Here is a 14,498-nt window from a genome sequence, read left to right as displayed (position 1 = left end):
TTTCTCCTACATTTCATGCATCATAGTTGTTCATGAACATATTCAAGATTTCTATCTGATAGGCATCATTTCCACATTCCAGAAATTTGATACCTTCTTCACAATAAGTCTTTAAGTCAAAATGAAGATAATCATAAAAAACATCGCTCAGTTGACTGTTTTTTTCCATCCTATATTTGATCTCTGCTTTTATTCTATATATAAGTCCTATTTCATAAGGGTTCTTAATTTGTCTTGAGTATAAATCTGCTCTTTTCAAGCTTTCCAACGCCTCTTTGTAATGGCCCTCAGCTATCAGAATAAGAGTCATATATCCCTCTGCTATAGCTCTGCCCCATATAGAGTCAACTTTATTATATATTTGAAAAGCCCTGAGAAAATAGCTTTTTGCTCTGATATAGTCTCCTGTGTCATAGGCTGCCTGTCCCGCGTTTGTGCAGAATACTGCCAAGCTGCCTCCTTCCATTTTATGCTCACATAATGATATGGCTATATCATAATATTCCAAAGCCTTTTCAAATTTCATGTTATATCTTCTTATATCTCCTAGATAGCTGTATGCTGCAGCAATATGCATACAGTATTTATCCTCTGAGTTTTCAATGAAATAAAACTTATCAATACACTGATTAAGCAAGTCTTCTGCATGGTAATAATCCTTAATCATAATTTTATAAAGCCCATATAATCTTAGGAACATACATACATCTGCATCGAATCCATATTCTTTGGCCATATTCAGTCCTATTTCTATATTATCTTTCATAACCTTCATATCTCTCGTCTGTATACCATAGTAAGTCAACTGTCTATATCCTTTTAAAACATAACCTATATCTCCGATACTAAGAGAATTATCAATCATCTCTTTTATGAGCTCAATACCTTGCTCATACTGTCCATGTCTAATTAGATATCTGCCTTTCATATGATAAAAGGCTACCTCCAGCTTTTTGGCCTCCGATGTGTCAACATGCATTTCCTTTAGCTTGGCTAATTGCTCTTCTATGTTGCTTAAATATTTACAGCTGTCCTCATAACTTAGGAAAGAGTTATTTGCACTTTGCCCGTTTCCATCATAAAGTATGGGAAAAAGTTCATGGTTTATGTCAAGGTAAAAACTTGCTAATTTTATACTGTATTTTAAAGCTGATTCGATATCCCCACATTTTGAAAAATGATAAATCAATTTGGGGTATATCGCTATATCCTTGTTATCTCCCGTCAAATCATTTTCGAATAATCTTCCGATTCTGTTATGCAGAATCTGCCTGCGGCTTGCAGATTGCATATTGTATATAAATTCCCTCAGCTTCTGATGGGTAAACATGAATGATGGATTAATTTTATTATTTGATTCTTTTATAATAAACCTTTTCATCAAATCATCAAGTATATCCAAGAGTTTCAACTTGTCCATACCACTTATCTCGGCAAGAATATCCAAAGATATGTCATCGAAAAAAACAGATGCTATGTTGAGTATTTTAAATCCATCTTCACTTACTCCGATAAATCTGCTTTTTAGTATGTCATTTATCCTTGCAGACGTTATATCCATTTCACGGTTTTCGCGCAACGAGTTTATATATTCTACTATAAAAAAGGTATTGCCTTCAGTTTCTTTATATATTTTTTCATATATATCATCCTTAAAAGAATGATGTGGCAGTGCTTTCTTTGCAAAATCAATGACTTCCTCTTTCGTAAACCTCCGGAGTTCTACCTTCTTCATTCTGCCATATCTGATCATATCTGCTATAAAATTAGCTATTCTCTGAGAAAAACCGTTTCTGCATGTAATCAGAAAAAAAACTTCTTTTCCAAGATGAAGCATCATACCTGCTAAGAGTTTCAGGCTCAAATTATCCATCCATTGTATATCATCAAATATAATGATAGTTTTCTTAATACCTGAGATTTGCTTAATCAAGCTGATTATTGATTCTTCCACCAACTTCTGTTTTAATATATTTTCTTCAGAATCCAAATGATCCTCAGATTTTTCTTCATTAAATCCTATCGAAGGGAAAAAAGATTGAATTATTTTGCCCAAGGAAGATGGAATTCTAACATTTTTTTCCTCCACTATGTCGGCAACTTTAGTCAAAATTCCTGACCAAGGTCTTAAAGGGAATTCTTCTTCAGCCTGATAACAGTTTGACTCCAATATAAAAATATCGTTCTTTTCTATCATTTCAAGAAATTTATCTTTCAATGTGGTTTTCCCTATTCCAGCTTCTCCTACAACCATTACTGAGCTATAGCCATCACCATTATAAAAATTTATGTAATTGCTACTCAGTATGAACAGTTCTTGTTGTCTTCCGTAAAATATTTTTTTATCTTTTTTTATTTCATATATTTCAATATTACTTCTCTTTTTTTTCACATTATTATATAAAGTTCTGGTTTTTACATCTGGAACAATACCTAAATCCTTTTTTAATTTCTCATAGAGCTTGTCGTATACGTCTACAGCCTTGCTATACATGCTCATTTCAGCAAGAACCTTAATCAGCACTCTATAAGCCTTTTCATCATACTCATCTACTTCAATAAGCCTCCTTGCACACTTCTCTACACTTTCATATTTTCTGCTTTTAAAATCTCTTTTTATTTTTTCATATAGTTTCTGAACATAAATACTTCTATACTTTTCTCTGGATTCAAGTATCCAATTTTCCAGAGCTTCTTCATCTTTTACAATGAATCCTTGAAGAAAATCTCCTGTATAAGCATCAATCCATTCATCATCACTTAAAAGCTTTTCTATGTCAGAATCCACTTTAACATTAGAATTAAACATCACTATTGATTTATTGGGTGATATGATTGCATCCATATCAATGGTCTTTTTCATATAGTAAAGGCCATTTCGTACATTTTTTCTTCCGGTTTGCTGGTCGGCCTCAGGCCATAATAAGCTGGCTAATTCTTCTCGCGTTGCTTCTTTATTTACGAAAACATAGTAAAATAAAGCCTCAATTTTTCTGCTTGGAAAAACAATTCTTTTTTCTCCCTTAAACACAGCTGGGGTACTAAAGAGCCTTACGCTTAAATGGTCCATAAAGCCACCTCCCGGCATATTTCATTCACAATACTCAGATGGCATTATTCCATGAGTCTTGTCCAAAAAACCTTATCAATGCTATATAGTAACAAATGAAAACTATAATGAATAGAAACGGGTTTTCATATAAGAACACAGCTATATTATACCTCTCAGTAGCCTCCTTAGCCACTATTTTTAAGAATTCTATGTATAAGTAATGCCCATAATTTTAGTAGACACTATCTCCTATTGTTCTGTGGCTTGACACTATATACAACGTGTGATAGTATAATATTGCCATATTAATGACAGAAATGGATTTAACTACATAAAGGTATGGCATCAAAGTATGGCATCTTAGAAACTACCATCTAGGCGTGATGCTTTGATTCATGGTTTTCTTATTGTTCCTTACTGAAAATCTAGATTCGTAAGCAGAGTAGAACTTTGTGCGTGAATCATTGATTTGTAGTGCCTTCTGAATAGGGAGTCGTCAGAAGGACGAAAAGCTTTACAAGCTTACGGTACAAGGTTTGCATCCCGCTGCTACATAGGAGAAGTGGTGTAATTATTATACCTCCTGTTATGTAGCTGTGTTGCATAACAGGAGGTGTTTTTATGAAAATAACATAGCAATCCCGATTAACAATAACTTTCTATCAGATATTTCATTTCTAGAAAGGAGAAGTTAAATTGGAAAAATCATCTTTATACTTACGCCGTATCACAATTTCTGCTGTGTTTCTCAGTATTTCACTGGTATTGAAAACATCATTTTCCTTTTATATACCTTTGTTTGGACAAAACGGAATGAGTATAGGAATTTCAGGCATTTTCTCTATTATGCCTTCCATATTATTTGGTCCCATATATGGTGCCATCGTTTCCGGACTATCTGACTTTTTAGGCTATATATTAAAACCCATGGGAACCTATTTACCTCTCATGACACTGGTTGCAGCTGCCGGTGGATTTATCAGAGGAGCCTTATGGATAAGTCTACAGAATAAAAACAGCAGAAATATGAGAATTATAGTAGGAATTTTCTCTGGTATTTTACTATTAATTGGAATATCCAATATTGTGTTTTTATCTGCCGACGGGGTTAATAGTGATTTCTACAATCATGTTCAAAAAGAAAACATCAATATAGACAAAATGCATTTAATAAGCAAAATGCTTATTAAAAGAACAATTAATATGAAAAACCCATCTATGAATCTGTCAACCTACATCAAACTTGTAACATCAGGGATTATCGGTAGTGCAGTTCTAGGAATTTTTTTGCTAATAGCTGATTTTTTTATATCAAAGAAATTCTTTGCAGATACGCGTGAAGGACTAATACCTCAACTTCTTATTGCCATGATTGGTTCTGGATTGATTGTAACGACCCTTAATACAGTCATTTTGCGTGAAACAATTTATTCTGCATGGAAAGCCCTTCCATTTGCATTGATTTGGATTCCGCGCATAATTGAAGAGGTTCTGGGCAATACGGTAAAAGCATATTTTGTTGCTACATTATTAGCAGTTTTTAGCAAACAACAAAGTTTAAATGGATTAATTAAAAGACCATCCATGGAATCAAAATACAGTTCAAAAAATATGTAAAATAATGTATCAACATTACATTTTTCCTTTTGCTATCTAACTATGCAAAAAGTTATTCACCCAGTAAAGCAGCATATATGCAGCTTTGCTGGGTGATTTTATTATTTTTCTTTGTCTAATTCTCTTTTTTCATAAGCTTCTCTTCCAACATCTTGCCGGTTTTTGAGGCTGCAATACCTCCCATAGCCGTTTCTTTAAGTTCTACCGGCAAAGAGCGCCCTACTTCACCCATTGCCTTGATGACCTCATCTACGGGTATTACACTTTCGATGCCTGCCATGGCCATATCCGCCGCCAATATGGCTTGAGCTGCACCAAAGCTATTTCTTTTAATGCATGGTACCTCTACCAATCCAGCTACAGGATCGCATACAAGTCCCATAATACCTTTTAGGGCTATAGCTGCTGCATGACCTGCCTGAGAGGGTGTACCACCTGCCAGCTCTACTGCTGCCGCCGCTGCCATGGCAGATGCAGAACCACATTCAGCTTGACATCCTCCTTCTGCTCCTGCAAGAGTTGCATTCTGGGCAATAATCTTTCCTACAATTGCAGTTGTAATCAGTGCATTGACAATTTCATCCTCAGATTTACCCAGCTTCTCTGCCACTGTCATCATTACACCGGGAATTATTCCACAGGAACCGGCGGTGGGTGCAGCAACGATTCTCCCCATGGAAGCATTTACATTGGATACTGCCATGGCTCTTGAGGATGCTTTTAATATGGTTTCGCCGGATAATCCTTTCTCCTTTTCATGCCACAATCTATATCCTTCTCCACCTGTTAGTCCGCTTACAGAAGGCATTACCTGACTTATGCCATGTGAAACAGAATTTTTCATTATTTCGTAATTATAGGCCATCCTCTTTTTTATTTCATCTATTGATAATCCACTTTCTTTACTCTCCAACTCCAAAGCTACATCAGAAATCTTCAAACCTTTTTCTTCAGCTAATTCAATAATCTGCCTCATAGTATACAGAGACATGTTAATCCTCCTTAAATTGTTGATATTACTATTTTATATATTCCTTCATGTTTTTCCAGGTCCTCTTTAACAGACTTTGGTGGTGTTTCGTCAGTCTCAATGATCATCAAGGCCATATCTCCTTTTGATCTTCTGGAAAGCTTCATTTGAGCTATATTGATGTTTTTTTGGGCCAAGTACGATGTAACATATGCTACGATGCCAGGTTTATCCCTCTGTACAGATATAATTGTATTGAACTCGCCTGTAAACTCGGTTTTAAAACCATCTATATCCTGTATCATGACTCTGCCACCACCTAGAGAACAACCTGTTATACTCATCGTTTTATCTTTACCATATAGTATTATCTTAGCAGTGTTTGGATGCAACTCTCGTTTGCTTTCCTCTAAAATTAAATTTACTTCTATTCCGGATTCATGGCTTAAATCAATGGCATTTCTCAAATCTTCATCATCAGGATCCATTCCCAAAATTCCTGCCACAATGGCTTTATCAGTGCCATGCCCTTGACCGGTTTTTGCAAAAGAATTGTATAGTGTTATATCTGCCTTATTAAAATCCTCTCCAAATATATTGCGGGCTAGCTTCCCCAATCTAGCAGCTCCGGCAGTATGGGAACTGGATGGTCCTATCATAACCGGGCCAATTATATCAAACAAATTCATACAGTTAATCTCACCTCTTTCTCATTTATAATATCATTCCATATTATCTTTAACAACCCATTATTACATTCACTTGATGAATATTCTTATCATCAGCAATTTCTATGGAATTTCCAACTATAGCATTACCATCCAAGGTGATGGACAGGACACCTTTCGAAATATTACTTGGATTTGATATCATTATGTTGTATATGGTTCCAAAGTGATTATAAACCACCTTATAGCCTTCCCAGTATGTCGGAATGCATGGGTCTATAACCAATCTTTTTCCCCTTATCTTTATTCCCAGTATATATTCGATTCCTGCCTTGTATAACCATCCAGCAGCTCCAGTATACCAAGACCATCCACCTCTTCCCACATGTTGATTAGCTGAATATACATCCGCTGCCACTGCATAAGGTTCCACCTTGTATAAAGAACATTCAATGGGGGTACGAGCGTGGTTTATGGGATTTATCATGTGGAATATCTTATAAGCCATATTTCCATCTCCCATCTGTGCAAAAGCACATATGGTCCATACGGCCCCATGGGTATACTGTCCTCCGTTCTCCCTTACCCCAGGAACATAGGATTTTATATATCCGGGATTATGGTTGGTTTTGTCAAAGGGAGGAGTAAACAGCAGCACCATGCTTTCCTCTTCCTTCACCAAATGCCTTTTCACCGACTCCATAGCCATGGCTGCTCTTTCAGGAGAAGCGGCTCCTGACATTACGGACCAGCTTTGAGCAATGGAATCTATCATGCATTCTTTATTTTCTGATGACCCCAAAGGAGTTCCATCATCGAAATATGCTCGCCTATACCACTGACCGTCCCATGCATTTTCCTCTATTGCTTCTTTAATATTTTCCATGGTCTTCTTATATTGTGCCATTCTTTCAATATCCTGCCTATACTCACAAATGGGCACAAAATCCATGAGTATCTCATATAAGAAGAAAGCAAGCCATACACTTTCTCCCTTTCCTTTATTCCCAACAAGATTCATTCCGTCATTCCAATCTCCAGAGCCCATCAGTGGCAGTTTATGATCCCCAAAATTCAAACTTCTATCTATGGCCTTGACACAATGTTCATATACAGTTCCTGTCATTGATGATTTCTGGATTACTCCATATCGTTCATCCTCCCCTTCCTTCAAAGGTTCGGCTTTAACATATGGAATTTCTATGTCCAGAATGCTTCTATCCTCTGTATATCTGATATATTGTATAACCCCATAGGGAAGCCACAATAAGTCATCTGAGAATCTTGTCCTTACACCCTTTTCTTCTGTTACTGGATGCCACCAATGAAGCACATCTCCTTCTTCAAATTGATGACTGCAATGGAGCAATATTTGCTGCTTTAACAATTCCGGCATTATCATGCCTATGTTCATGGCATCCTGGAGCTGATCTCTGAAACCAAAGGCTCCTCCGGACTGATAGAACCCGGATCTTCCCCATAGTCTACACGCTATAGTCTGATATATAAGCCATCCATTAAGCATGATATCCATTGATTTATCCGGGGTTTCCACACTGATTCTACCAGTCATATCTCTCCAGTTTCTCTTCACATTCTCCAACTCTGCTTCAACGACTGATACATCCTTATATTTATCCATAATATTTTTTATATCACTATAGCTGTTGCTCTGACCTAAGTAAAAGGCCATGACTTTTTCTTCTTCCGGCCCCAGAGTGATCTCTATTTCAATGGCACCACAGGGTTCATAGCCTATGCTCAAATCAATTTCCGAGGCTTCCTCCAATAAATCAAGAAATTCCAGCTTATTGGTCTTATACTCTATAATGGGTTCCGAGGAGGACATATATGCCAATCTTCCCGGAAAATCAATATTGTATCCGTTCTTCATTATCAATCCATCTATATCTGAATCATATCCTACGATTATATGCTGCTTGGTTTCCTTTGGACTTACCCCAAGCACCGGCTCCATATAATAGCAAAGCCTCAATGTTCTCTTTCTGCCATCTTTATTCTTCAACCTTAACATGCTTATCTTAATCTTTTCTTTCCAAGGTACGAACATTTCTAATTGTTGACTTAGACCATTGCAATCCTTATTGAGAATTGTATAACCCCACCCATGGGTCACAGTCCATGTTTCCATATTTTCTTCTGATTCTGGGCTAAATGACCATATAATACCCATTTCATCATCCTTTAAATAAATCTTTTCTTGGGGTTTATCGCTTATGGGGTCATTGGTCCAAGAAGTAAGCTTATATTCTCTGCTGTTTTCTGCCCAAACATAACCTCCGCCTCTTTCTGAGATTATAAATCCAAAGTTCGGGTTTGACACCACATTAATCCAAGGTGCAGGAGTGTTGAGATCCTTCTTTAGATTCATTATGTATTCACTACCGTCAGGGCTAAACCCACCATAGCCATTAAACAGCAAAAGATTTTTCAATCTAGGAATATCAGATTTTTTGTTATTCAATAAATCAATAGTATTTCTTCTCTTCTTTCTTTTTATTTCTATATCCACAAGCTGTTTTTCTATTGAACCGGCTTCAGCCTTAAATACCAAAGTAGATGCAGCTATCAAGAGTTCCTTATCTTCTTGTGAAATGTTCACTGCATTTACAATGGACACCCCTCCTGGTCTGCCTATTAAATGTTTACCATGGCTTCCTTCCACAGCATTGGTTATAGCAGTTCTCAAAGGTTGAAGATAGCTGCTTTCATCCATGTTCAATATCACTAAGTCCATGATAAACCCTTTTATTCGCAAGAACTCATGGGCTTTAATGGCCTGCTTGAGGATGGGTATGTCCCTTTCATCGCTTATGCTTATAAGCATAATAGGCAAATCACCTGAAATCCCGAAAGGCCATAGAGATGGCTGTCCTTTTTTGTTCTTAATTATATATTCCTTATGCAAAGTTCTTGTAGGGCTGCCATAAACCAGATGCCCAATGAGCTTTTCAAAGCCAACGATATCATTTGCATCAAGATTTAAATAAGCTCCTTCAACTTGGCTTCTGGTAATTGCCAAAGCATAGGCTCTATCTATGGCCGATGCTTCTTGGTATTTTGCTATCATTTCTCGAATTTCTTCCTTGGAGTTGGCACATCCCGTTACAAATGAAACTTCTCCATGCCCACCGGCCTTTATTTTTATAACTCGCCTTATGCTCATTATTGGATCAAGAACAGTTCCAGAACTATTTGTCAACGACTGGCATAAAGCTATAGGTTTAGCGATGTCTCTTCCTCTACCTATGAAATTAGCTCTATTTGTTTCGTACTCCACATTTTCCAGCCCAGAGTCATCTGTCAATGAACTATGGAAAGCCCACCATTCCTGTCCATGGCCCTCCCTTGGCTTTCTGACTGCCATAATGCTATTGTACTCTTCCAAATATTCTGTTCTTACAAAAAGGTTTGAAAAGGCTCTATGAGCTATATCTGCTGCTTCAGTAGTCAAAACCACTTCAATGTAGCTGGTTACTTCCAATGTCACCGGCTCTTTACCGTGGTTTTCTATCTTAACCCTTCTTATTTCCACATTGTCTTCTGGTGATATAAATACCTCAGTAACAGTCTTTATATCATCATCAATCCTTATAAACTCAGCTCTTGACTGATAAAAGGCTACATTATATCCATCCGGGTCATCATTGAAGGGTTCCCATGTTGTTGACCATACCTTATCAGTGGTTATATTTCTCACGAAAATGTAATTCCCATAACCTCCTTCTATAGCATCGTTACGCCAGCGGTTTATGAGAATCCCATCAAGTTTGCTGTATCCTCCCCCTCTATTGTTTAACAAAACTGAATATCTGCCGTTTGTGAGTATTTGACAAGGTGGAGGTAATACTTCAACCGAACTGTAGTTTCTAACTCCTTCTTTATATAAGTTTTTCTGTCGATTTATGTCTTGACTTGTTTCCTTATATTCTTTGGTAATGATAATGTTCTCCGGAATCCTCTCCTGAAGCAATACTTCTCCTGCTTTTATCAATGGATGACTATGGAATCTTCTAATCATGATATCATCCTTGAGAAAATTGCATATGGCAAGCAAACTCATTCCCTGATGGTGAGCCATATAGCTTTTGATTATCTGGAACTTGGATTCCATAGGAATTCTCTTAACCGTGAAGTCCACAGCCTCATATAATCCATACTTTCCTTCCAACCCTAACTCTATGAGCTTCTTAAGATTCTTAGATGCACCTTTTGGGTCAAAATTGACTGTCATCACAGTTGAGTATGGAGATATAACTACATCTTCAATTAAACCCCTTTTTAAACCCAAATCAGGTACACCGAAGGCCTTATATTGATAGTTAAGGTCCAAATCAAAGGTATAATATCCTGATTCTGACGTACCCCATGGCACATTGTTTCTATTACCATACTCTTTCTGTGCCTGAAGCACCCCCTTATAGGTTTCGTCAAATATGGTATTATCAAATTTTCTCATTATCAATGCAGGCATGAAATATTCGAACATGGTTCCAGTCCAGGACACCAAAGTCCTGTTTTTTCCAATGCAGGTCAAAGCTCTTCCTAGCTTTCTCCAATGTCTCAATGGGACCTCTCTCCTTGCTGTTGCCACATAACTTGTGGTTCTGGCTTCAGAAGCCAGCAAATCATAATATGAATTAGTTAATTTCTCTTTTTCCACATCATATCCTATCGAGAACAGGTTCTTATTTTTGTCATATAAATGAATGAATTCTGTTCTTTCAATAATAACCTCTATCCTGCTGATGATATCCTTGATTTTTTCCGGATTGTCAATTTTATCAATATAATCCTCCAGTCCTTGCATTAAAAGAATCAAATAGGATATGAAATTACCACTGTCTACAGTGGAAACATAGAGTGGCCTTAGAACCTCCAATGTTCTAATGTCGTACCAGTTATATAAATGACCTTTCCAGTTGTCCAACTTCTCAATGGTATTCAATGTATTTTCTACTCTTTCCAACATCTGTATTGCATTGATATAGCCCAAGTCTGCGGCAGCAAGAGTAGATACAAGATATAATCCTATATTGGTGGGTGAAGTTCTTGGTGCGGCTCCTTTAGGCGGATATTCCTGGTAATTATCCGGTGGGAGATAATTAAACTCCTCGCGTACCAATTCTTCATAGTAAGCCCAAGTCTTTCTTCCTATTCTTTGTATATTCTCCCTATCTTCGTCAGTTAGAGCAGGCTTTTGAGTTTTAACATCTTCACTGGCTTTATAGGCTATGTAAGGCGATAATATCCATAGACCCAGGAGAATAGCGGCAGCCACATCAAAGACCTGCTTTATAGTCACAACTACAGCAAAAATCAATGTCAATACTATAGTGCATTTGCTTTTAATATAATATCCCTTCAGGTCTGACTTGAGCTTTTTCTCAGCATCTGCTGCAGTCACCCACTCCAACATGTTTCTATGAGAGTAAAAAACTCTATATAAACTTCTTATTGCTGCATCCATCATCATATATGCGTTGTAGGGCAAGAATGCCATAAGGAAAAAAAGTTGATAAACAGTTTTTTTCAGCAATTGCATATACTGTCTTGTATCCTTGCTTTTTCTTTCAATAATAGAAATGAGCCACAGCAAATTTGGAAACAGAAATAAAAATATTGGAACAAGAATCAGTTTCATTACGGAACATGGCAAACAAAGGATGCCTAATAGAAGCAATAGGTATATAGAAGGCTGTATCATGCTTCTTCTCAGATTGTCCACCATCTTCCATCTCGATAGTGATGTCAACGGATTTTTCCCCGTTATCCATTTTATCAGTTGCCAATCTCCTCTTGTCCATCTATGCTGTCTTGAAGCATGAGATAGATATTTTCCGGGGAAACCGTCTATTAACTCAATATCCCCCGCTAAACCTGTCCTAAGTAGGCTTCCCTCCAGTAAATCATGGCTCAGTATGGTATTATCTTCAATCTTTTCTTTGGTTACTTCATTGAACATTGATAAATCATAAATACCTTTTCCTGTGAATATACCCTCCCCAAAAACATCTTGATATATATTTGATACCGCTGTAGTATAAGGTTCAATACCTCCATCACCGGCGAAAATTTGTGAAAACAGCGTCTTATTTGAATCTTCAACATCTACTCCTATCCTTGGCTGGATTATGCCATAACCTTCTGTCACAATACCTCTCTCTTTATCATAAACCGGTTTGTTCAAAGGATGTTCAATGGTTCCTATAAGCTTTGCTGCACTTTCCATAATTAGATTTGTGTCTGAATCGATGGTTATTACATATTTGATATCCTTCAATTCATCCACACCTGATGACTTATACACAAAGGAATTGCTTTCTCTTCCGGATAATAAGTCATTAAACTGCACTATGGCTCCTCTTTTTCTCTCCCAACCCATCCATTTGTTCTGTTTGTCATTGAACTCTCTCTTTCTGTGAAAATAGTAAAAAATAGTCCTACCTTCTTTGTACTTTTCATTTAAAATCTTAACGCCTTCCATAGCAGCTTCTACAATGGATTCATCCTCTGGATTATTCTCCCTATCGCTGTCTTTGAAATCACCTATCAAACCAAAAAACAGATTTTTATCCTTATTGGCCAGATAGTATACTTCCATCTTTTCTATTAACTCCATTGCAGCATTTTTGCTGCTTAAAAGTGCTGGTATTATGACAATAGTCTTTGATTCATCAGGTATACCATGGGCAAATTCAAGCCTAGGTAGAAAGGTCGGTTTATATAACTTCATGAACACATAATTGGTCAAACTTACTCCTATCTCAGAAGCAGGAATTAGCAGCAAAGTGCACAACAAAACTATATCACCAAAGCGTAAACCCTTTCCCAATAAACAAACAGTCAATATTATATACAACACTGAAAAAGATACTACAGATGCCAAATACGGTTTCATGGACTTAAGCCTGATTTCTTCTGACTTAATGTTCAGTTCCTGATACAATTCCTTTCTGCCTTCATCAATTAAATAGTAACCAACATGGGTTTTCTTAAAAGGCTCATTCAGCTTCATTGCTTTTTTAGAAAGATTTACGGCTCCATTTGCTACCTTTGTTTCAGATATACCGTGTTTTCCGGATATTTCTGATATTATTTTTCTATAGTAGTCTCTTGATTCAAAATCCATAGATGTATAAATGTTTGCCGGGTCTTTGGAAAGCATCTCCTCTACCACACATATTGATTCAAATATATAGTTCCAATCCAAAGTTGATATGGCATGGAGACTTGTAATGGAATTTCCTATTGATACTTTTCTTACAGCATATTTTTTATGCTCATACTGGACCAAATCTTGTATGTTGGTATTATACTCTTCAAGTTTCCCTTCTATATAATCCAAGATTTCTCCATGTTCGGAACCTGTTCTTCTCAAAAGAGCAAGCAAATGCTCCAAATAGGATGTGTTTAGCCGACCTTCAATTTCAAAATTATTGTCTATTGCATTTAGTAGTTCATCTCTTTTTAGTTTTATATGTTCCTCCCCTTTATTCCATTGGATCTGGGCTTTAAAAACATCATTGCATATTATTTTAATATTCTCTACCAGTCCTATCCTTGTCATCAGCGCTAATGCCCATACTTCGGATATCGATAGTATCTGTACAGTTTGATAAGCTTTAATGAAGTCTATAAACAAGCTTGTATCCATACTTCCATCGGTATGTGAAAAATATTCCAGTACTAAGGCATATACCCTTGGATATCCCATAAGATACCCTGAAGCAAGAGTATTGAGCCTATAATACCTTTCTTGTTGAATATTCAACATTACATCCTTTACTTGTTCTTCAATCTTATAAAAGTTATCCAGCAACCAATCAGAAGCCGGCGCCATGTCTTTGTTCTCCTTGGCTAATCTATCAAGCTCCTTGTAGATTTCAAGTATTGCTTGATAGTTTTCCATTAACCTCTTTTTTAGCATTCTGGTTGATGTTTTTCGCTTTTTTAGAATATGCTTTTGTCCCAAGTGGTAACCATGATCTAGCAGATCTTCTTTACTAAGTATAACATCTTTAATCATGTCTATATCATTCATATAAACACTACACCTCTCCAAATCAAAGACTGCTGCTTATTGTAAGAAAGACTTCCACTGTAAATCTTCTATAACTAAGGAAGCCTTTCTTGTAACTAATTGGGGAAATTCATATTAAAGTATATA

At 36.7% G+C, this 14,498-nt stretch carries 5 protein-coding genes and 1 riboswitch; of the genes, 1 reads left to right on the top strand and 4 read right to left on the bottom strand.

Features of this window, described 5'->3' with window-relative positions:
* Nucleotides 1-13: 13 nt before the first annotated feature.
* The gene (locus BUB48_RS03535) at nucleotides 14-3,070 is read right to left on the bottom strand and encodes an AAA family ATPase (protein WP_073024637.1); all 3,057 of its coding nucleotides are present in this window, start codon (nucleotides 3,068-3,070) and stop codon (nucleotides 14-16) included.
* 418 nt (nucleotides 3,071-3,488) lie between these two features.
* Nucleotides 3,489-3,603: riboswitch (THF riboswitch) on the top strand.
* 145 nt (nucleotides 3,604-3,748) lie between these two features.
* Here BUB48_RS03535 and BUB48_RS03530 point away from each other — a divergent pair.
* Nucleotides 3,749-4,669, top strand: coding sequence for an ECF transporter S component (locus BUB48_RS03530; protein ID WP_073024635.1), 921 nt, complete (start codon nucleotides 3,749-3,751; stop codon nucleotides 4,667-4,669).
* Between the two features lie 115 nt (nucleotides 4,670-4,784).
* On the opposite strand, the gene sdaAA is transcribed toward BUB48_RS03530, so the two are convergent.
* The 3 genes from sdaAA to BUB48_RS03515 are packed head-to-tail and all read right to left on the bottom strand — an operon-like array spanning nucleotide 4,785 to nucleotide 14,372.
* A complete protein-coding gene (gene sdaAA, locus BUB48_RS03525) occupies nucleotides 4,785-5,660 on the bottom strand; it encodes an L-serine ammonia-lyase, iron-sulfur-dependent, subunit alpha (protein ID WP_073024633.1) in 876 nt (291 codons plus the stop codon).
* Nucleotides 5,661-5,671: 11 nt separating this feature from the next.
* Nucleotides 5,672-6,328 (bottom strand): L-serine ammonia-lyase, iron-sulfur-dependent subunit beta, encoded by a 657-nt coding sequence (sdaAB, locus tag BUB48_RS03520; RefSeq protein WP_073024632.1) that lies wholly within the window; start codon nucleotides 6,326-6,328, stop codon nucleotides 5,672-5,674.
* A 49-nt stretch (nucleotides 6,329-6,377) separates the two neighbouring features.
* On the bottom strand, nucleotides 6,378-14,372 hold the full coding sequence (locus BUB48_RS03515) for a GH36-type glycosyl hydrolase domain-containing protein (RefSeq protein WP_073024630.1): 7,995 nt from the start codon (nucleotides 14,370-14,372) through the stop codon (nucleotides 6,378-6,380).
* Nucleotides 14,373-14,498 lie beyond the last annotated feature (126 nt).

Origin of the sequence: Lutispora thermophila DSM 19022, from assembly GCF_900142105.1 — a bacterium.
GTDB classification, from domain to species: domain Bacteria; phylum Bacillota; class Clostridia; order Lutisporales; family Lutisporaceae; genus Lutispora; species Lutispora thermophila.
The sequence above is the reverse complement of the archived record's forward strand: the minus strand, read 5'-3'. Positions and strand labels throughout refer to the sequence as shown.